The organism is Commensalibacter papalotli (ex Botero et al. 2024) (assembly GCF_947179115.1).
Classification (GTDB): Bacteria; Pseudomonadota; Alphaproteobacteria; order Acetobacterales; family Acetobacteraceae; genus Commensalibacter; species Commensalibacter papalotli.
The window spans coordinates 148,758-170,610 of record NZ_CAMXCI010000001.1; the positions used below are offsets into that span (position 1 = coordinate 148,758).

At 36.2% G+C, this 21,853-nt stretch carries 19 protein-coding genes; 13 read left to right on the plus strand and 6 right to left on the minus strand.

Annotated elements, in window-relative coordinates:
* The first annotated feature begins 186 nt into the window (after positions 1-186).
* The 3 genes from QMN76_RS00650 (at position 187) to QMN76_RS00660 (ending at position 3,080) form a co-directional block, all read left to right on the plus strand.
* A complete protein-coding gene (locus QMN76_RS00650; protein WP_282023194.1) occupies positions 187-1,605 on the plus strand; it encodes an amino acid permease in 1,419 nt (472 codons plus the stop codon).
* Positions 1,606-1,930: 325 nt separating this feature from the next.
* Positions 1,931-2,281, plus strand: coding sequence for a MarR family transcriptional regulator (locus tag QMN76_RS00655; RefSeq protein ID WP_371827968.1), 351 nt, complete (start codon positions 1,931-1,933; stop codon positions 2,279-2,281).
* 208 nt (positions 2,282-2,489) lie between these two features.
* Positions 2,490-3,080: a hypothetical protein gene (locus QMN76_RS00660; RefSeq protein ID WP_282023193.1), complete on the plus strand. Its 591-nt coding sequence runs from the start codon at positions 2,490-2,492 to the stop codon at positions 3,078-3,080.
* A gap of 46 nt (positions 3,081-3,126) precedes the next feature.
* Here QMN76_RS00660 and QMN76_RS00665 read toward each other — a convergent pair whose 3' ends face one another.
* Positions 3,127-4,107, minus strand: a complete 981-nt coding sequence (locus QMN76_RS00665) for an MraY family glycosyltransferase (protein WP_282023192.1) — start codon at positions 4,105-4,107, stop codon at positions 3,127-3,129.
* A 117-nt stretch (positions 4,108-4,224) separates the two neighbouring features.
* Here QMN76_RS00665 and QMN76_RS00670 point away from each other — a divergent pair, with 117 nt between their 5' ends.
* The 5 genes from QMN76_RS00670 to QMN76_RS00690 all read left to right on the plus strand — a co-directional run bounded on the left by QMN76_RS00670 (position 4,225) and on the right by QMN76_RS00690 (position 9,720).
* On the plus strand, positions 4,225-6,195 hold the full coding sequence (locus tag QMN76_RS00670; protein WP_282023190.1) for a polysaccharide biosynthesis protein: 1,971 nt from the start codon (positions 4,225-4,227) through the stop codon (positions 6,193-6,195).
* Between the two features lie 127 nt (positions 6,196-6,322).
* The gene (locus QMN76_RS00675; protein WP_034337576.1) at positions 6,323-6,703 is read left to right on the plus strand and encodes a VOC family protein; all 381 of its coding nucleotides are present in this window, start codon (positions 6,323-6,325) and stop codon (positions 6,701-6,703) included.
* Between the two features lie 71 nt (positions 6,704-6,774).
* A complete protein-coding gene (locus tag QMN76_RS00680) occupies positions 6,775-7,899 on the plus strand; it encodes a DegT/DnrJ/EryC1/StrS family aminotransferase (protein ID WP_034337574.1) in 1,125 nt (374 codons plus the stop codon).
* A gap of 11 nt (positions 7,900-7,910) precedes the next feature.
* Positions 7,911-8,417, plus strand: a complete 507-nt coding sequence (locus QMN76_RS00685; protein WP_034337571.1) for a hypothetical protein — start codon at positions 7,911-7,913, stop codon at positions 8,415-8,417.
* Between the two features lie 19 nt (positions 8,418-8,436).
* Positions 8,437-9,720 (plus strand): hypothetical protein, encoded by a 1,284-nt coding sequence (locus QMN76_RS00690; RefSeq protein ID WP_282023188.1) that lies wholly within the window; start codon positions 8,437-8,439, stop codon positions 9,718-9,720.
* Between the two features lie 61 nt (positions 9,721-9,781).
* On the opposite strand, the gene QMN76_RS00695 is transcribed toward QMN76_RS00690, so the two are convergent.
* Positions 9,782-11,671, minus strand: a complete 1,890-nt coding sequence (locus QMN76_RS00695) for an ABC-F family ATP-binding cassette domain-containing protein (protein WP_282023187.1) — start codon at positions 11,669-11,671, stop codon at positions 9,782-9,784.
* A gap of 124 nt (positions 11,672-11,795) precedes the next feature.
* Between QMN76_RS00695 and ndk the strand changes: the two genes are divergently transcribed.
* A complete protein-coding gene (ndk, locus tag QMN76_RS00700; protein ID WP_034337563.1) occupies positions 11,796-12,218 on the plus strand; it encodes a nucleoside-diphosphate kinase in 423 nt (140 codons plus the stop codon).
* Positions 12,219-12,361: 143 nt separating this feature from the next.
* On the plus strand, positions 12,362-12,493 hold the full coding sequence (locus tag QMN76_RS00705) for a hypothetical protein (RefSeq protein WP_255343273.1): 132 nt from the start codon (positions 12,362-12,364) through the stop codon (positions 12,491-12,493).
* Between the two features lie 178 nt (positions 12,494-12,671).
* Here the strand turns inward: QMN76_RS00705 and purN are convergent, their stop codons facing one another.
* Positions 12,672-13,289: a phosphoribosylglycinamide formyltransferase gene (purN, locus tag QMN76_RS00710; protein ID WP_282023186.1), complete on the minus strand. Its 618-nt coding sequence runs from the start codon at positions 13,287-13,289 to the stop codon at positions 12,672-12,674.
* Between the two features lie 19 nt (positions 13,290-13,308).
* Positions 13,309-14,424 carry a phosphoribosylformylglycinamidine cyclo-ligase gene (gene purM / locus QMN76_RS00715; RefSeq protein WP_282023185.1) on the minus strand — a complete coding sequence of 372 codons (1,116 nt, stop codon included), beginning with the start codon at positions 14,422-14,424 and terminating at the stop codon, positions 13,309-13,311.
* Positions 14,425-14,543: 119 nt separating this feature from the next.
* Here purM and QMN76_RS00720 point away from each other — a divergent pair, with 119 nt between their 5' ends.
* From QMN76_RS00720 to QMN76_RS00730, 3 genes are read left to right on the plus strand one after another with little or no spacing between them, the layout of a single operon-like run.
* A complete protein-coding gene (locus QMN76_RS00720) occupies positions 14,544-15,344 on the plus strand; it encodes a P-loop NTPase family protein (protein ID WP_051461980.1) in 801 nt (266 codons plus the stop codon).
* An 11-nt stretch (positions 15,345-15,355) separates the two neighbouring features.
* Positions 15,356-17,575, plus strand: coding sequence for an RNA degradosome polyphosphate kinase (locus tag QMN76_RS00725; RefSeq protein WP_282023184.1), 2,220 nt, complete (start codon positions 15,356-15,358; stop codon positions 17,573-17,575).
* Between the two features lie 52 nt (positions 17,576-17,627).
* Complete coding sequence (locus QMN76_RS00730; protein WP_034337550.1) at positions 17,628-19,142, plus strand: Ppx/GppA family phosphatase; 1,515 nt, start codon at positions 17,628-17,630, stop codon at positions 19,140-19,142.
* Positions 19,143-19,495: 353 nt separating this feature from the next.
* Here QMN76_RS00730 and QMN76_RS00735 read toward each other — a convergent pair whose 3' ends face one another.
* Both QMN76_RS00735 and QMN76_RS00740 read right to left on the minus strand, forming a co-directional pair.
* The gene (locus tag QMN76_RS00735; protein ID WP_282023182.1) at positions 19,496-20,971 is read right to left on the minus strand and encodes a PepSY-associated TM helix domain-containing protein; all 1,476 of its coding nucleotides are present in this window, start codon (positions 20,969-20,971) and stop codon (positions 19,496-19,498) included.
* Between the two features lie 236 nt (positions 20,972-21,207).
* On the minus strand, positions 21,208-21,846 hold the full coding sequence (locus QMN76_RS00740; RefSeq protein WP_282023181.1) for a uracil-DNA glycosylase: 639 nt from the start codon (positions 21,844-21,846) through the stop codon (positions 21,208-21,210).
* Positions 21,847-21,853: the final 7 nt, after the last annotated feature.

Sequence of the window (21,853 nt, forward strand, 5' to 3'; positions counted from 1 at the left end):
TTCTGTTAAAAAAAAATATGACATAAGCTTTATATATTTTGAAATTTATTTTTAGAATCTAGGATATCATAAATAATTCTTATTTTGTATTTTAGGTGTCATAACAGTTAAAAAATAATGAGACAAAATCAATCGATATGATCTTGTTTCATTATTGTAAATACATAAGGTGATAAAGGCTTTTATATGGATCAAGATCAAAACGACAGCTTACAGCGTAATTTAAGCAATCGTCATATACAATTAATTGCTATTGGAGGATGTATTGGTACAGGTCTGTTTTTAGGATCTGGTAGTACTATTCAATTGGCGGGACCTTCAATTATTTTTATTTACATGTTGATTGGTATAGTTGTTTTTTTGGTCATGCGAGCGTTAGGAGAATTGTTACTTTCTAACTTGAACTATAAGTCTTTTGTTGATTTTGTTAGTGAGTTACTGGGACCTTTCGCGGGATTCCTTTTGGGGTGGTCATACTGGTTATGTTGGGTAGTCGTTGGAATTGCAGATTTGGTAGCAATTTCAGGTTATACGCATATGTTTTATCCCAATCTGCCATCATGGGTTCCTGCCCTTGTTTGTATTTTTTTGTTTTATACATTGAACTGTTTAACCGTTAAACTTTTTGGAGAAATGGAATTTTGGTTTGCAATTATTAAAGTCATAGCTATTTGTGTTTTAATTATCGTGGGTGGAACTTTTGTTGCGGTTTCTTTTAAAGCACCCTCTGGTGAGGTGGCCTCTTTAAGCAACATCTTTAACGGTGGTAATTTACTTCCTAATGGGTTTAGAGGGTTTTTGGCTGGATTTCAAAGTGCTACTTTTGCTTTTATAGGTGTAGAATTGATTGGAACAGTGGCAGCAGAATCGAAAAATCCTTTTAAAAATCTACCCAAGGCAATCAATAACATTCCACTGCGAATCATTATGTTTTATGTTTTGTCTGTAATGGTAATTATGGCTGTAATTCCATGGCACAGCATTGATCCAAATAAAAGTCCGTTTATCGTTTTATTTTTGTTTGCAGGGCTACCAGCTGCTGCGGCAGTGGTTTATGTGGTGGTTCTGACGTCTGCTGCTTCATCAACCAATAGTGGTATTTTTTCAAGTAGCCGTATGTTATATGGATTAGCATCATTGGACAAAGCACCACGTTTTTTTATGCAACTATCTAAATCATCAGTTCCAGTTAATGGATTGCTTTTTTCTTGTGTATGCTTGTTATCAGCCGTAGTTTTACTGGCTGTTGGAGATAAAAGTATAATAGATACTTTTACTTTAGTGGCTTCTGTAGCAACAATTATTACCTTATTTACTTGGTTTTTAATTGTTTATTCTTATATTCAATATCGCAAAAAATATCCAGAACGCCACAAGGCTTCAACATTTAAAATGCCAGGAGGTGTTTTTACGTGTTGGGTCTGTATTGTGTTTATTTTTCTTATTATTTTAACGCTTACTTTACAACCCAATACACGTATTGGTTTATATTTGGGAGTCATATGGTTTGCCTTTTTAGGCGGTAGTTATCTTTTAATACCTCAAAGTGTAAAGAAGAGATGGAAAGTATTATTAAATTCAACTATAAGTACAAATAAATATTAATCTTAATTGTTACGAATATGTAAGTAATTAAATAGCCATTATTACGAATATGTAAGGTTTATTTTCATAAATAAACCTTATTTCATAAATAAACCTTACCTTTTATTTAAAAATATATTAAATGTATTTATAAATCTGTAAAACTACATTGTAATATTGATCAAAACATTTGAAGTATTTTCTATACATGTAATTATATTTAAAATTATAATTTCACCAACATTATTTTGATTTCAATCTTGATATTAATGATGTGGATACTCATTTGTTGGACATAAAGAAATAATCTTGAAACAGTTTTGATAAAATGAATGGTTTAAATAATATGGTTAACGAAACTTTATCTTCTAGACGACAAATTGTTATATTAAAAGAAACAATCACGACAATGGTTCGCCAAGAAGCCCCTGATCTATCTGCACGTCAATTAGCGGTTTTTTTAATATGCTATTTGGATGATACTGTTCAAACCGTTAGAGGTTTGGCAGCTAGTCTTAATGTATCTAAACCGGCAATTACGCGTGCCTTAGATCGTTTAGAGGAATTAGAATTCTTATCTAGAAAAACGGATCCATTGGACCGTCGTTCTGTTTTAGTTCAACGTAGTGATGCTGGTAATGAATATTTATTAAATATTCAAAAAATTATGAATAGTGCCTCTCAGGAAGATGCATAAACATATTAAAACTGACCTTATTTAAAGATGATCAGAAAAGGTCAATTTTAATATGGGTATTCAAAATAAAAAATGGCTAACGAATACAAAAACAATATACCCAATAAGATATATTGTTTTTGTATAAGGCTTGAGTTATTTCTGTATTTATTGTTAGATAAAACAAGTATATAAATAATTAACTATAATTTATTTTGAAGGATTTATAATGAAAAAAATATCTGTCTTATTAGCCGCTACTTTTATTAGTGCACCTTTGTTGTTCAGCAACCAATCTTTTGCTGCTAATGATCATAAGCCAGCTGAGCATCCTGCTGCTGCATCTGAGAAACCATCAGGCACAGTGAATATGACCTTTCATTCTGCAGATGTAGGAGTTGGGTATACTTGGGGTGAAGGTGTTCTGAAGTATCGTGGTAAAAGCTATAATTTCCGTATTAAGGGTGGAGATATTGTAGCTCTTGGTTTTTCAAAATCTCAAGCTTCAGGTCATGTTTATAACTTAAAACATCTTTATGATTTTGCTGGAAACTATGCTTCTGCAAGTGGTGAAGCAACTGCTGGTGTAGGTGTTGGTGCAGGTAATTTGAAAAATACCAAAAATGTTGTTATTGCTTTTGATACGAATACAATGGGTGGGCGCGTAGCTGGTGCACCTGGTGGATTTACAATCAAATTTACAGATTCAAAATTACAACATGCTGCCAAAGCCAAAAATAAAGCTGATAAAAAAGCTGATAAGGCAAAGACAACAACAGAAGATTTAAACGAGCAACAATTAAATAAAATTAGTAAGTAATTATATTTAATACAAGCGATATTTGAAAAAATGGTAGGAGTTCCTCCTACCATTTTTTTATATGGTATTGTCTGGTTTTGTTAAGGATAAAAAGGGTCCAAATCAATTGGGGAACAATTAATAAGCTGTAGGCACAAAGTGTATTAAACATAGTGCTTAAAGGGATAAATAATATGATTACCCCTCCCCAAATACAAAAGCTCCATTGAACTAATGTTACAATGGCAGCTTTAACGCCACAACGATGTGCCATTTGATAAAGGTGGCTACGATGTGCTTGTAAAATTGGATCTCTATTTTTTGTTCGTCTGATTAATGTAAATGTTACATCGTAAATCACACCAAATAATAAGAAAAAGATCAAGATTGTTTCTGTAGGTATCGTAGTGAGCGTTATATGATCAATGTTATTCAAAGGAATAACAGCAAAAGTTGCTAAAAGTAACCCACAAGCTTGGCTGCCGACATCTCCCATAAAGATTTCTGCTTTGGGATAATTAAAAGGTAAAAAACCAATTAACCCACAAAGTAAAGCTAGTGCAATCAATCCAAACTCGATTTGATGTGTAGAATAATAAAAAAATATACAACAAATTGCTGCAATGCCCGCAGCTAGACCATTTAATCCATCCATAAAGTTAAAGGCGTTAACGATATAGACTAGCCAAATAAGGATAATAGGTAATAAAAGAAAATATGATTGTTGAAGCAATGAAAGTGAAGGAATGATTAGGGTTATAGTAATAGCACAGATTATCTGAGCTGCTAATTTGATAAGTGCAGGCCATTGCTTGATATCGTCTAACCATGAAATGATGGATAGAAATGCAACGGTTCCTAATAAAGCAATGATCGAAAAAAGATAAGGTTGATGTAGTAATGGAAAAATTACTATACTGCCTGTCAAGAATGCGCAGATAATTCCAATACCGCCTCCTTTAGGTGTTGGAACTGTATGAGAGCTGCGTTCTACAGGATTATCCATGACCCCAATTCGTGCCATTGTTTTAACAATAAGAGCAGACAAAAGCGTCGTTCCGATAAGCCAGGCTAAAAATAATAGATGATTTGTGTCAGGGGTCATTGTTTTTTTGAATAGATCAGTGATATGAGTTGATGATGTGTTATAGGCTATAAAGATGGAATGACGACATTGCAACAGTCTAATTTATCAACGACAACAAAGCAAACTAAGAGATATAATCGGATAGCGATCAATATATTTATGGACGCTATGCTTGCTGCGATTGCGGCACCTCTGGCGCGTTGGTTGTCTGATCCTCAAGGTGGATTGTTGCATCCATTGTGGTTTTTAACAGGGGGAGTGTTGACTTTATTGGTTAGTGGATTGCCATTTCATATCCCACAGCAATATTGGCGTTTTTCTGGTATAGCAGATTTGTTGAATATTGCTGCTGCCTCAATTGCCAGTTCCGTTTTATTTACATGCCTTTTATTAGTTACAGGATTTTCAACGCCATCAATTACTTTCCCTATTATATATGCAATGGTTTTATTAATATTGATGGGGGGGGGGCGCGTTGGATATCGTTTATGCACTTCTGAAAATATAAAACTAGACCGTAAGAAAAAACAAAAAATCTTATTGCTAGGTAGTGATGAAGACATTGACCTTTTTATTAGAGCAACAAAAAAAGATGTGCAGAATTCCTTAAAAGTAGTAGGTCTTATTTCTTTTCGTCAAAGTCGTAAAGGACACCGTATTCATAATGCGCCTATTTTAGGTAATTTAGAAGAGTTGCCCAAAGCGTTAGCGACATTGGAAAGTCAAAAAAAATTACCTTCTACTTTGGTTATCACAGGATCGGAGTTAAGAGGGCCACAGTTACGTCAACTCTTGTCGGTTGCTGAACAATGGAAAATCCAAGTACAGAGAACGCCAAGTTTAACCAGTCTAACGCCCGCCAGCAATGTAGAATTGCAACCTATTGCTCTTGAAGAACTTTTGAACAGACCGCAAGTCCCTTTGGATGAAGAGGGAATGGAGTATATGATCAAAGATAGAGTGGTTTTGGTCACTGGGGCAGGAGGCAGTATTGGTTCAGAGTTAGTTCGACAAATCGCAAGATTATCACCCAAGTTATTAATTTTACTTGATCATAGTGAATATGCGTTATGGAAAATTAACGTAGAACTTGTAGAAAATAAAATCCCAGGTGAGCGAAAGTTAGTGCTGGCTAATATTCGTGATCAAGCAAGAATCGAAGCAGTATTTCAACATTATAAACCAGAGCTTGTTTTCCATGCAGCGGCATTAAAACATGTTCCCATGATTGAAAATAATCCTATAGAAGGGTTTTTAACGAATATTATTGGCACACGTATCATTGCCAACGCTGCGGCACAAGCAGGTGTTAAAGCACTCATTATGATTTCTACGGATAAAGCTGTTAATCCGTCTAGCTTGATGGGAACCTCCAAACGTATTGCAGAAATGTATTGCCAAGCATTGGATATGGCGATGCATCATCAGTCAGATGAAACGCAAGATATTTTGAATATTCCTGATAACAGTAAAATGCGTTGTGTTACCGTACGTTTCGGAAATGTGTTGGGATCAACAGGGTCAGTTGTGCCGCTATTTAGGCGACAATTACGTCATGGTGGCCCTTTGACAGTAACGGATCCAGAAATGAAGCGTTATTTTATGACGGTTCCAGAGGCTGTAGGTTTGGTTTTACAGGCAAGTGTGCGGGCGACTGTACATAAAAACGGAGATGTTGCAACGGATGAGATGTTGCGTAATGGGGGTATCTTTGTTTTAGATATGGGGGAACCCGTTAAAATTATTGATCTTGCACGCCAATTAATTCGTTTGGCAGGATTGAAACCAGACGAAGATATTCAAATCGTATTCACAGGATTAAGACCGGGTGAAAAACTGTTTGAAGAACTCTTTCATGGGCGTGAAGCCCCGATGCCGACAGATCATGCAGGGTTAATGATGGCGACTCCGAGAATAGTAAATTTGCTAGAGGTTAATTTTTTAATTGATCAAATTGCCGAAGCTTGTCAGCAAGAAGATGTAGAAAAAGCGATTACGATTGTTCAAAATCTTGTCCCCGAATTTAAACATAAATTGAATGAGAGTTGAAGTTTAATAAAAATTTATTCTTTATTGGCCATAACTTTATTTATACAGTCTCTTTATTAAATCTTAATTTGTGTGATAGCTTTAAATAATTAAACTTTATTTTCACATTATATTAAGGAAAGTTCTAATGTTATTTAGTCATGTGGCAGTTGGAAGCAATGATATAGAAAAATCAAAAAAATTCTATGACGCGCTCTTCAGCGTTATTGGTGGAGAAGCTCTTTCAGATCCTAAAGGGCGTTTAATGTATATTAAAGATGGTCAACTTTTATTAGTTACCAAGCCTATTGATGGTAAAGCTGCAACCTGTGGGAATGGGATAACAATTGGCTTTATCTTAAATTCTGCAGAGCAAGTAAATCAGTGGCATCAAGCTGGCATAGATCATGGTGGTAAATCGATTGAGGATCCTCCTGGTGTCAGAGAGGCAGGTAACAAAAAAATGTATTTAGCTTATTTACGTGACCCCGATGGAAATAAACTTTGTGGTTATTTTTCAATAGCGTAATTGATATAACTTTATTTAACTGATTAGGTTTAAAAAATATAATCAATTCATTTTAGCAAAAGAGAATAAAGATGAACAATATGATATCCTTTCTTGATTTAAAAAAACAACAACTTCGTTTAGGCGATGCCATTAAAAAACGTGTTGATCAAGTGTTATCGCATTGTCAATTTATTCTCGGGCCAGAAGTCCAAGAGTTAGAGGAGCGATTAGCAAACTATGTTGGGGCTAAATTTTGTGTTGGAGTTTCTTCTGGAACGGATGCAATACAAATTGCTTTGATGGCAGAAAATATTGGACCTGGCGATGCTGTATTTTTACCAGCGTTTACTTATACTGCAACAGCAGAGGTTCCTTTGGTTTTAGGGGCAACCCCAGTTTTTGTAGATATTGATCCTGAAACATTTCAGATTGATCCTACGCATTTAAAACTTTGTATTCAAAAAATTCGTAATGAGGCAAGGTTAAAACCAAAAGCGATTATTGGAGTTGATTTATTTGGACAACCAGCTCCTTGGGATGTATTACGTCAAATTGCCAAGCAAGAGCAATTATTCTTGTTAGATGATTGTGCGCAGTCTTTTGGAGGAATGTATCAAGGTCACAAGCTTGGAAGTGAGGCAGATGCAACCGTTACTTCTTTCTTTCCATCCAAACCTTTTGGTGGATATGGCGATGGTGGTGCAATTTTTACCAATGATGCAGAAAAAGCCGAATTATATCGCTCCTTAAGAAGTCATGGAGAGGGCAAAACGCGGTATCAAGTATTGCGAACTGGAATGAATGGTCGTTTAGATACCATACAGGCGGCTGTTTTATTAGCTAAGTTAGATTTTTTTGATGAGGAACTATCGAGACGAGAACAAATTGCATGTTTATATGATCAACATTTAGCATCAATTGTTCAAGTTCCCATTAGAGTTCCCCAGAGTCAAAGTGCGTGGGCTATTTATTCAATTTTATTACAAGATGAACATTCACGTATTAAATTGCAAAACAAATTAAAAGAACAACATATTCCAACAGCAATTTATTATCCTTTACCCTTACATCAACAGCCCGCTTATTGTAATTCTCATGATGGCAGTGTATTACCTGTTTCAGAAAGAATATCTAAACAAATACTTGCATTGCCCATTCATCCAGAATTAACGGATCAAGAGGTTCTGCAAATTATCCATGCAATCAAAGGATAAGGCCTCGTTCTATGCGTAAACAGAATATTATTTTAACCTCACTCTTGGCATTTTGTGTTTTAGTGGTGCTGGTTGTATGGTTGTTGGTTCGTAAAGAGCTTACGCCTGTAACATTTCCTCCTGTTGTGAATGCTGAATTGATTGTTGGGCCATTACATAAAAAACGTGTTTTAACACCAGCAGAATTAAAAATTGTTCAAGATTGGATTCAAAAGAACGAAAAAGGATGGGGACCTTTGAAACGTAACCCACCCTCGACAGGGGATGTAGAAATACGTTTTAATCAGAATATTGATCCAAAAGAATATGCGGACAAGCCAAAAGAGCAACAGCCTTATCCTTTTACTTTGGTATTATGGTTGGGGATCAGCCAAGCAGATTGGAATAACAGAGTTTTTTATGAAGCAAACAAAGATGGTAAGACAAAAGTATTCTTGAAAAACTGCGATGATGATGAATTCGACCCATTAAGGAAATTGGTTGATCAGTATGATTATCAACGGACATTATTTCCCTAATTAAATAAAAGATTATCAAATGTCATCACAAGTACAAATCGCATTATTGAATAAAAAATTAATATATATTTTGATATTTGTTGCTATTTTTTTTGTTATTGCAGCTAGAAGGCCTGATATTCTTTTACATCCTCAGCTTTGGGCCGAAGATGGTAAAATTTGGCTTTCAGGAGCATATAATCAAGGGATATATTCTTTTCTTTTACCGCAAAATGGATATTATCAAACAATTTCTAGACTGACTTTTAGTATTGGATTGCTATTTGGTTTGTCTAAAGCAGCTTTGGTTGCAAATATTATTGCTATATCAATACGTTGTTGCTTGGTGATGTTTATTTTATCTTCAAGAATATCGTTTATTCATATATCTTACCGTATTGCAGCTGTTATTTATTTTTTATTTATGCCGAATCTCTCTGAGGGATATGTTAATATAACTAATGTACAATGGTATTTGTCTATATATCTTTTTATGATTATTTTTGCCGATGATGCCGAAAGTTTTAGTTGGAAGTTACATGATTATATTGTTTTGATTATTGCTGCATTGAGTGGTCCTTTTGTCATTTTTTTATCTGCATGTTTATTTATTAAACGGGTTGCACAATGGGGTGGTATAATTAATGCTGTGAAGCGAATTAATTATTTTGATATAATAATGGTTATTTGTTTTGTTATACAAGCTCTTGCCATTATTTTAACTGTCAGTTCACATGCACGATCTTCAGCTCCTTTAGGAGCTAGCTTTTCACTATTAATTAAAATTTTATCAACTCGTATCGTTTTGGGAACTTTTTTTTCTAACGATATGGTTTTTAATTTTGCGTCTAAAGAATGTTTTGTTTTTTTTAAAGGCTGGTTAAGTTTTGCTTTGATGTTTGTGGTTATGATTAGTATTTGTAAAGCAATTATATCTTCTGGATGGCGTTTTTGGATATCTGTAATTTTCCCTTCATTGATTATTGGTTTTACTTTGGCTAATCCAATGATGAGTTTAACAGAGGATCAATGGCCAACTTTTTTGATACCAGGTGGAGGAGAAAGATACTTTTTTATTACTAATTTTGCTTTTTTTTGTTTCATTTTATTTATAATTAGCCAAATGGGAAAATTCTCGCAGGCTTTATTATCTTGTTTAATGATATGCATAGTACCTTTGTTCTTTTTAAATTTTTCGATACCACCTTTGGCTCATGTTGGGTTTAGAGAGGATATTAAAAAATTTGATTTGCTACCAAAAGGGCAAGAAATGTCTATTCGAATTAACCCACAAGGTTGGCAGATGGATTTAAAAAAGAAATAAGCTATCAAATGAATGAGTAGTAAATAAATATTTTTATTTTTATTTACTACATTGTTTTAAGTTACTCTTGATTTTCTTCCAACTCTGTATGGAGTTCTAGCCATAACTCTTCAGCTTCGGTTTGTTGTTTTTGAAAATCAGCCATTTTAATCTGAATGGCGGTGATTTCTTCTGGTTTGGCAGAGCTATAAAATTTTGTATCGGAAAGTTTATCCTCTAGTTTTTGAATCTCAGAAGCGCATTTGTTCATTATTTTTTCAGCATCTTTAATTTTGTTACGTAAAGGTTGAAGTAATTTACGTTTTTCTGCTCTTTCTTTTCGAGCTTCTTTTTGAGAGCTGCCACCAGAGTTACTTTCTGATTTTGCTTGTTGATTGGCTTCTTTTCGTTGATCATCCAACCATTGGCGATACTCTTTAATATCTCCATCAAAGGACGCCACGGTACCGTTATTAACGAGCCACAAGGTGTCTGCGATTAATTCAATCAAGCGTGCATCATGGGAAATAAGAATAACTGCACCTTGAAAGGCTGACAGAGCATGAACCAAAGATTCCTTGGCATCCAGATCCAGATGGTTTGTTGGCTCATCAAGCAGTAAAATATTGGGGTTATGACGTGTGGCTAATGCCAGTACTAACCGTGCTTTTTCTCCACCAGACAAAGAGTTGACTTTGGTATCTACACGATCTGCATCTAAACCAAAACGTGCAAGTTGAGCACGAAGTTCGGTAGGAGCAGCTTTGGGTAAAGCAGTTTGAATATGTTGAAGAGGGGTTTGCTCGGGGATAAGATCTTCCAGTTGATGCTGGGCAAAATATCCTACAGATAATTTAGGATTATTTTGAATAGTGCCGGTAAAAGGGTTTAACCGTCCAGCTATCAGCTTAATAAAAGTTGATTTACCATTACCATTCGCTCCCAACAAGGCAATACGATCATCGGGGTCAATACGTAGGGAGAGATTAGATAGAATAGTGCGATCCCCATATCCAGCATTTACTTGGTGCAAAGTAATCAGCGGTGGAGGAAGTTCTATGGGTTGTGGAAACTCAAAGTGAATAGGGGTTTCTTCAACGATTGCTTGTAATGGTGGTAGTTTTTCAAGGGCTTTTAATCGAGCTTGTGCTTGGCGTGCTTTGGTGGCTTTGGCTCTGAAACGATCTACAAAAGACTGCATATGCGCGCGTTTGGCGGCAATTTTTTCGACTTCTCTATTTTGCTGTAAGGCTTTTTCATTTTTAATACGAATGAACTCTTCATACCCACCGATTGTCAAAGAAAGTTTGCGTTGATGTAAATGGGCGATCGCATTAACAGAGCTGTCTAATAAGTTACGATCATGACTGACGATCAAAGCGCTACCAGGAAAAGCCTCTAACCAAGATTCTAACCATAAGGTAGCTTCTAAATCCAAATGGTTGGTAGGCTCATCAAGTAATAAAAGATCAGGATTTAAAAACAAGGTGCTGGCCAAGGCAACACGCATACGCCATCCACCAGAAAAATCAGAGACTGAACGTTGTTGGTTTTCTTCGTTAAAGCCCAACCCTGCTAAAATAATAGCAGCGCGGGCAGGGGCGCTGTCGGCATTAATTGCGATAAGACGTTCGTGGACTTCTGCCAGTCTATACCCATCTTGGATTGTTTCTGCTTCGTGCAATAGACTCGCACGTTCTTGATCAGCAGCCAAGACAGTATCAATTAAGGATAGAGGACCAGAAGGAGCCTCTTGTTTTACACGAGCCATTCTGATTCGGCTTGGAATTAGGATTTCACCATCATCAATAGGCATATCCCCAGCGATAGCGGCCAGTAATGTAGATTTTCCTGTACCATTACGCCCAACCAATCCTACTTTTTGGCCATTTTCAATGGTTAAAGAAGCATTTTCCAAAAGGGGGCGACCGAAAATGCGAAGGGTCAGATTATTGATAACCAGAGTGCTCACAACGTTGCTCGTGTAAAATAGTGTAAATAATGATCGACAAAATAATAAAATTTCCTTTATTTACCAATAACGCGTGTCATTTACAAAGAATGATTTGCTTTATATCGAAATAAGGAAATATATCATGGCTATTCAAAGAACATTATCAATTTTAAAACCAGATGCAACACGTCGTAACTTAACAGGTAAAATTAATGCTGTTATCGAAAGCACTGGCCTTAAAATTGTTGCGCAAAAACGTTTGCAATTAACCCAAGCTCAGGCAGAAGCTTTTTATGCAGTTCATAAAGAACGCCCTTTCTTTGGTGAGTTAGTATCTTTCATGATCAGTGGCCCAGTTGTTGCTCAAGTTTTAGAAGGCGAAGACGCAGTTCAAAAAAACCGTGACATTATGGGTGCAACAAACCCTAAAGACGCTGCACCACATACTGTACGTGCTCAATTTGCTGAATCAATCGAAGCTAACTCTGTTCATGGTTCTGATTCTGCTGAAAATGCAGTAAATGAAATTAAATTCTTCTTTGCTGAAATCGAAATTAACGCTTAATTATTAAGCTGTTTAATTTGCTTTTTTTGTGGGCTGTAAAGGAAACTTTCAGCCCTTTTTGTTTTAATATTTTAAATATTTTTTCTAAAGTAAATGCCTTTTATATTAAGATAAATTTTTATTTTGTAAGAGGTTATAAGAAAATGTCAGTTACATCTAAAGGTGATCTTAAAAGTGCACTGGAAAAGGCTACTTTAGATCAATTAAATGCCAAATGTAAGCGTGTAGAAAAGTTTTTTTTGATTGATATCATAAGAAGATTAATATTAGATTAAAAGGAACTAGCCTTAATAATTCATCATTTGAAATAACGGGTGATATTGATAATGTTGAAGATGTTACAAAAATAGTTTTGGAACAAATTAAAAAAATGTAGATAATAATTATATTTATATTTTGGATCAGGTTATTTCATTAAAAAAGCCCAAGAAATATTCTTTCTTGAGCTTTGTTTTAACCATTTATGAGTGCGTCAACGCTTGCCTCAGGTTCTTCTTTATGTATAAAGTTTTTTAAGACTTGAGGGTAAAGAAGATGTTCTTGTTTCAATAAACGCTTGGCAAGACTATGCTCTGTATCGTCGGGAAGAATAGGAACAATGGCTTGGCCTAGGATAGGGCCTTCATCCATAACTTCAGTGACAATATGCACGGTACACCCATGCACTTTCATGCCAGCCTTGATGGCTTTGGCATGCGTATCCAGACCTGGAAATAATGGTAAGATACTGGGATGGATATTAAGAATTTTACCTTCCCAATTATTAATTAAGAATGGGGTTAAAATCCGCATATATCCAGCAAGGCACACCACTGAAATATTGTGAGCTTGCAGGGCGGCATCAATTTGACGTTCGTGTGCTTGGCGATCTTTGCCAAAACCATGATGGTCTATAACCTGAGTTGGAATACCAGCTTCTCGGGCAGCATCCAACCCAGCAGCATCAGGGTTGTTGCTGATCACCAGTTTAATAGAGGCAGGAAAAGAAGGTTTTTTACAAGCCTCAATCAGGGCATCCATATTGCTGCCCCGACCACTGATAAGTATCGCAATCCGTTCTTTAAAAGTCATAAGCGTTTCCTGTTAGGGGTTAGTCTTCACCTGAAATAAAGGTAAAGTCTGGAAAATCGCTAAATTCAACTGTTGGCTCACTGTTTTGATCTTCCGCTGCGGAAATATGACCAATGACATAGGCCTCGGTATCTGTATCTTTGAGTAGCTCATTAACTGCAGCAACGTCAGAAACAATTAAAATCATACCGATACCACAGTTAAAGACTTTTAACATTTCTTCAGTAGATACTTTTCCCGCATATGCTAACCATGAAAAGACAGCAGGCATAGGCCAGCTTTCTCCATCAATAATCGCAACACTTCCTTTGGGCATTACGCGTGGAAGGTTTCCTGGAATACCACCCCCTGTAATATGAGCAGCACCATGAAGTAATCCTGCATTATGTAAAGCAATAACAGGTTTAACATATAATTTTGTCGGTGCCAGCAAAGCTTCACCCAAAAGTTGATCTGGATCAAAAGGAGCAATATCATCCCAAGCAAGATTTTGAGATTTAACGATTGAACGAATTAAAGAAAAGCCATTAGAGTGAGGACCACTAGAAGCCAAACCAATAATTTTGGCACCAGGCACGATATTTTGAGGAAGTAAAGAATCTCTTTCGACAGCTCCCACGGCAAAACCGGCCAAATCATAATGACCATGTTGATACATCCCTGGCATTTCAGCTGTTTCGCCACCGATTAATGCACATCCACAATCCTCACAAGCATTACTGATCCCTGTGATAACGCGTTGTGCCTGTTCAAGTTCCAGCTTTCCTGTCGCAAAATAATCAAGGAAAAATAGAGGTTTCGCCCCTTGGACAATCAAATCATTAACGCACATACCAACAAGGTCAAATCCTAGGTTGTCACAAAGACTTGTTTCAATGGCCAATAATAACTTGGTACCAACACCATCCGTACCAGAAACGAGGATAGGATCTTTGAACCCTGCGGCTTTGACATCAAATAAAGCACCAAACCCCCCAAGATTACCCATGACACCTGGTTGGCGGGTTTTAGAAACAGCTGGTTTGATTGCTTCAATTAAAGCATCCCCAGCTGCTATATCTACGCCAGACTGTGCATAGGTTGCACTGTCATTTTCACAAGGGGTTTGTTTCGGTTCTGAGAAATCTGAAGTCATTATTAAGCAGCCTTTTATCTATATACTTGAAGTAATTGACGTTGAATTTGATTATGAATGATTTTTGCTTCATATTAAACTTATATTTACGGGCAGATATGATTTTTGGCAAAGCAAGAATGCAGAAAAAAATACAACAACAGCATTTTATAGAGCATTCGCGGCAGTTGGCATTGCCTTTTCCCTATACTCCGCGCTTTATTTACTCAGAATTTATCAGTGCACCCTCTAATGCAGGGGCCAGAGCGTGGCTGGGAATTAATCAGCGTGTTCGCTCTGTTCCTGATTGGCCAGATCAACGGTTGGCTATATGGGGCGATTCTGGTACGGGGAAAACCCATTTGTTACAAATATGGGCAGAAAAAGAATCTGCTTTATTTCTACCAGGATCAATCTTGGCTCAAAATTCTTCGGTTTATTGGCTGGAACAAATAAAAGAAGAATGGGTCAAAGCATTGGTTATAGATGATGCAGATATCATCACAAATTCGAATGCATTATTGCATTTATTAAACCTTGCTAAGGAATTGAACCTTTCTATTATTCTAAGTGGTCGCTCTCCACCAGCACGGTGGGATGTTGGTTTGCCTGACTTGGCTAGTCGGTTGCGGGCAATGACGACGGTTAAAATTGAACAGCCAGAAGATGAGTTGTTACGTATTTTATTTTTACGCTTGTTAGCTGAACGACAACTTATCGTATCGTCTTCTATGATAGAATGGTTGATTATTCGATTGCCCAGAACGGCTTTTGCGATTCGAGATGCCGTAAATCGTTTGGATAAAGCCACCCTAGCTGATGGAGGTGGGGTTACAAGAAATTTAGCAATCCGTGTATTAGAAGATTTACTTTCGTTTGATTTTGTAGAATCATTAAAGGATACTGAGGAGACATTATTTTTTTCTGACTTGAAATTTTAAAGTAGGATTCGATGACGCCCAAACCAAAAAATGTTGAGAGTAAACCAGTAAGTCAATCCGTTAACAAAACAACAACGGTGCGAACTCGCAAAGTGGCGCCTAATCGCAAAGTTGTGCCTGCGCACACAAAGCCAGAAATTGTTACTGTGCCCATTAAAAAAAGCCCAGAGCGATTTATTAATCGCGAATTATCTTGGCTGGGGTTCAACCAAAGAGTTGTCGAAGAAGCTCAAAATATCAGAAACCCTTTGTTGGAACGGTTACGTTTTTTATCGATCAGTGCTAGTAATCTTGATGAGTTTTACTCTGTTCGCGTAGCAGGGTTGGCAGGACAAGTCAGAGAGAAATTGATTACATCTTCTCCTGATGGATTAACGCCTGCTCAACAAATGGCTGCGATCAGAGAACGTGTAAAAGGCCTGTTTGCAGATCAGCAAGACACTTATACAAAGCTAAAGCAATTATTAGCAGAAACGGGTATTGTTGTTAGTCAGTCTCATGATTTAACTCATGATGATCTGTCCTGGTTAAAAACCTATTTTCTAGAGCGAATATTCCCTATATTAACACCTATAGCGCTAGATCCAGCTCATCCTGTTCCTTTTATACCCAATTTAAATATGGCACTTGCATTACGCTTGATAAGCCAAAGGAATGATCGTAATCGTAAATATGTATTAATTTTATTACCCTCGCAGCTTCCCAGATTTGTAGCGTTACCCATCTCAACAAAGCATCCTAAAATACAACGCTTTGTTTTATTGGAAGATATTATTACGCAGTTTATATCTATTATATTTCCAGGTTATAAAATCGGAAATTATGGGCTTCTGCGTGTAATTCGTGATACAGATGTTGAGTTTGAGGAAGAAGCTGAGGATTTAGTACGCTCCTATGAAACGGCGTTGAAACGTAGGCGCAGAGGGGTTGTTATTCATCTGGATATAGATAATCAGCTGCCAAGTAAGTTAGCTGATATGGTTGCACATGCGTTGGAAGTCCCTCCAGAAGAAGTCACTGTGCATCATGGATTATTAGGGATGGTCGATGTAAAACAACTTATTGTTGATAATCGACCTGATCTATTGTTTCCATATTATAAATCTCTTATTCCTGCGCGTATTCGTGAATGTGGAGGGGATATTTTTACCGCGCTTCGTTCCAAGGATTTATTAGTTTATCATCCATTTGAAAGCTTTGATGTTGTTGTACAGTTTTTACGTCAAGCAGCCCAAGATCCTCAAGTGCTGGCTATTAAACAAACGCTTTACCGCACTTCTAGCAACAGTCCAATTGTCAGAGCCTTGATTGAGGCTGCAGAAAGTGGAAAATCGGTTACGGCTATTGTTGAGTTACGTGCAAGATTTGATGAGGAAGCAAATATTCGTTTGTCACGTGATCTTGAGGCAGCTGGTGTGCAAGTGGTTTTTGGATTTGCAGACTGGAAAACACATGCAAAGCTCAGTCTTGTTGTTCGCAAAGAGGGGAATGTTATTCGAACTTATGCTCATTTTGGCACAGGAAATTATCATCCGATTACAGCAAAAATATATACTGATTTATCATATTTTACCTGTAACCCCAAACTTACGCGCGATGCGGCAAAATTATTTAACTATGTAACTGGATATGCACGTCCTTCACAGATGGAATCTATCGCTTTTTCTCCGCTAACTATTCGTAAAACTTTAAATGAGCTAATTGATCAAGAAATTGACTTTGTGAAAGCGGGTAAGGCAGGTTCCATATGGTTAAAAATTAACTCTTTGGTAGATCCAAGGCTTATTGATCGCCTTTATGAAGCGTCTTGTGCAGGGGTTAAGATTTCGATTATTGTTCGCGGGATTTGCTGTTTAAGACCTGGTGTTATTGGATTATCCGAAAATATAAAAGTCAAATCCATCGTTGGACGTTTTCTTGAACATGCAAGAATATTTGTGTTCGGCAATGGGCACGAGCTTCCTTCTAAATATGCCAAGGTTTATATGTCTTCTGCTGATTGGATGGAACGTAATATGGATCGCCGTATAGAGGAAATGATTCCTATTATTCCAGAGGAAATTCATGATAAAGTGCTTAACCAATTAATGGTTGCAAATTTGAAAGATAATTTGCAATCATGGCGTTTGGATCATGATAAAAATTGGCGAAGAGTAGAGCCAACAGATAAGCCTTTTTCGGCTCATGAATATTTCATGGAAAACCCATCTTTGACGGCAAAAAAGCATTAACTTTCAATCAATACTAAAGATACGTGAACATTAAACGATAAGGGTCATTTATATGAATTCTCACTCCTTGATACGCTCAGCAATTGTTGATTTAGGTTCTAATTCTGTTCGTTTGGTCGTTTTTGAGGGGAGAGAACGCAATCCCGTAATTATTTTTAATGAAAAAGCAACTCTTAGATTAGGTAGTGGTTTAGAAACGACTAAAAAGCTTAATCTTAAGGGCGTGGCTTTGGCAGAAGGCGTTTTTAAACGGTTTTATGCTGTGGCCACAACGATGGGTGCTGATCCTTTTGTTGTACTCGCAACAGCTGCGGTCAGAGATGCAACTGATGGACCAGAATTTATTGAAAAGCTGAAGCAATGGATGCCCAATGTTCCCATTCAAATTTTAACTGGGGAACAAGAGGCTGATTATGCAGCAGCAGGTGTTTTATGTAGCATTTCAAATGCAGATGGTGTTGTTGCTGATATTGGTGGCGGATCCATGGAGTTGGTGCAGATACGGGGTCAACAACGTTTTAACGCCCAAACATTGCCTTTGGGTGTTATTCGATTGATGGATCGTTCCGAGAAAAAACTTTCCAAAGCTAAACAGATTGTAAATAAAGATTTAAAAACAGTTGAGTGGATGGATGAAGTTAAGAAAAGAAATCTATATTTAGTGGGTGGTGCGTTTCGTGCCATGGCTCAGCTTTATATGGAATTTACTTCTTATCCACTTTCAATTGTGCATTACTATACGCTTCCTTATGATGAAGCAAAACGTATGGTCGAATGGACGATAGAAAAATCCAAAGGAGGGGTAAATAATATTCCTACCTTCATTCATAAACGCTTGAATGATTTGCCTTATGCGGCAACTGTTTTGGGTCAACTCTTGATGAGAATGCGCCCTGAAAAAATTGTCTTTTGTGCGGAGGGGGTGCGTGAAGGATGGTATATGCGTAATGTGGTTTCTGAAATAGCAAGATATCAAGATCCACAAGAAGCAGCAGCATTGGATATCAGTGAACGTTTAGGAAGAGTAAAAGAATTTCCTTTGGCATTAATGCAATGGACCAGCAATTTATTTAAAAATGAAAACGTTAATATGAAAAGATTACGTTGGAATGCATGTTTAATTTCCGATGCAGGATGTCATGATCATCCATCTTATCGTAAAGAGCAATCTTATTTTAGAATTTTATGTATGGCGGGCATGGCTTTTGACCATCCAACTCGAGCTTTCTTAGCGTTAACAACAGCAATGCGTTATGAGGCAGATGTTGATGAGGGATTTCTATCTTCTGCAAGAAAAATTTTGACACATAAACAGTTTGAACAAGCGATTATTTTAGGGATGGCTTTTCGGGTTGCTTATACCTTATCTGGGAACTTACCCAGTTTACTATTAAGAACACGGTTGAAAGTAGGTAAAAAGAAATTAACATTATATTTCTCTCATAACCTTGATGCGGTAATTAGTGATGCCGTGACAAGACGCCTAAGTCGTCTAGGGCAATTAATGGGTGTTGAAACTCAATTATTACCAGAGCACGAAGATGAATCTAAACTATTAGTAAAATAACAACAGAATATTTTTGAATTAGGATATTCATTACTGTGTATCCTAATTTCAAAGTTACATTTATTTTTTTATACCTATCCATTTTATATAAATTGATGGATAAAATCCTAAGCCTAGTGCAACGATAAATGCGTTGATTGAGGTCAGATTGATCCAGATCAACCATCCTGGATTGTCCCAATGATATAGACAAACTAGCAAACTCAAACAATTTAATATTACAAAACCACTTTTATAACAAAGATTTTCAGTAGGCGATGTATTCGCAAGATTATAACGTTTTCTAATAACGTTAAGTGCGCAAATCAGGAAAAATATACTGATCAGGTTAATTGTAATCACAAGAATAAACATTATTTTCTTCCTATGCTTTGGATATAAAAAAATAATCGTAGAAAAATCAAGCCTAAGAAGAAAATGGCACTATCCATTATAATATATAAATAATGTTGATTAAAGATGGCTGCTTTCAGATAGGAAGAACATAGGGCTATGTCTAAAACAGGTAAAAATAAACATAATATTGAGAAAAATCCAATTGAACTTATCCAAGTAAGATAAGTTTTATTATAGGTTGTGCTTAAGATAGATGTGATTAGTATAATAAAAAAAACTGAAAAAAAACCAGTTATTTCCCAGTGTAATCTTTGAGGTAATGATATGGGAAGTAACCGATTAAGCCAAAAGAAGGCAACTAATGCGATTAATATTCCCATAATAATTCCAATATTAATACCTTCTACGGTTTTATAAAAATATTGTTTATACATCGAAGTATTCGATGAAACACTGTTTCTTTTTTTATTACAGAAAAGTAATAGGCCATAAGCTACTAAAACTGAGCTGCCTATACCCATGAGGAAAAAAACAATTCTTAAGATGGTATCGCCAGCCCTGACCATATGAATACCTAATAGCGTTTTATTTAAAAGACTAAGTGCCGTAGGGGGCGTGGAGGATGAAGTTTGTTGCATGGTATTGCGATCAAATGCGACATAGTTTTTAAGTCGTGCAATTCTCGCCTCATCATTTTCCATAAAGCGAATTTCTTTTTTTGCAAACACAATAGCACTGGGCATAGCTCCAAAATAAGTTTGTGCTTTTGCAAGGAGAGGGAATAGATCGGGACGTGTGTCAGCATTCGTTTTTTTAAGATGTTGCGCAGAAATATGAGGTTTAGGTTCTGTGCTAGGCAAGTAACGGGGGGCTAAAAATAAAAAACCACTTATGGCAATAACAAAGAGGAAAGGTAAAAAGAAAATTCCAATAAGTGTATGTAGATCAGATTTAAATCGTAAAGATTTAGGTTTTGGATAAATGAAAAATAACTTTTTTATCAATGTCGGTAGGTAAATAACGATACCTGAAATTAAAATTAATATAAATGCGATATCTATTGTTAAAACAATAGCTCCGCCAATTGAGCGGCCTATAAATAAATGGCGGTGTAAACTATCAATAAAATCGCCTCCTCCAGTGGCTCTGGCAGGAATGATATTTCCCTCTTGAGGATGAATAACCACACCTTGGAGTAGTTCATCTTGATAATGTAAAACTCTAATAAACGGATCTCGGGCTGAGGGCAGGATAATTAAATTTTTACGAATATCCTTATATTCTTTCCAACTATCATAAGCTTGGTTCAAGGCTTGTGTAGACACATCCTTTGTCGGAGAATATAAAGCCAGTTCCGGTTGCATCCATTGCGTAATTTCTTTATCAAAAATAGAAATACTGCCTGAAATAAATATGATAAATAAAAACCAACCTCCGACTAATCCAATCCATTGATGACAAATACTAAAAAAAGAAAAAGTTTTTTTATTCATAAAAGTAGCCTATTGATAATAATGATTATTATTATCAATAAGTTTATAAAATATCTACTATTAAATTAATAATTATGAGAGTATGAATAAAATTATTGCTTTATTATTTATAATAAGTGGAAGTTTATGACAGTAGAAGGTGCATTACTTATTTCACCCCTTATTGGGTATATATTAATTATAGTTGGAATGATTGTTTTAATTATTTATAAGAAATTTTTTAAAAAATAATTGAACTATTTTAGCTTTTGTTGAATAGAATCAACAATATCTTCGAACATTTGTGTAGTTAATACACCTGTGCTGGTGTTGTAACGAGAAACATGATAGCTGTTTACCACAGTAATGTGATCATTGATTTTAAAAAATTGGCCGTGTTTAAATTTGATACTGGTTACGGGACGATTAAAACAAGCTAAAATATTTTTATGTGCGATTACACCCAGAGTTAAAATAAATTTCAAAGCTGGCATATGGTGTAGCTCTTTTAATAAAAAAGGACGACAGTTTTTTTCCTCTTGAGAGGTGGGTTTATTTTCTGGAGGGACACAACGTACCGCATTGATAATTCGGCAGTTACCTAAAGAAAGACCATCTTGGGGATCAGCTTTGTAAATACCGCTGGCAAAATGATATTTGACTAATGTGTTATATAATAACATGCCTGCATAATCCCCTGTAAAAGGGCGACCACTTAGATTTGCACCTTTGACCCCAGGTGCAAGACCCACAATTAAAAATTCTACTTGTGGATCTCCCCATGGTGGTACAGGTGCATTCCATCCTTTGGGATATAATTGTTTATTTTTCTCTCTATATTCCTGTAATCTAGGGCATAAAGGGCAATTCATATCAGGTTGCAAGGCGGGTATCATTATTCTG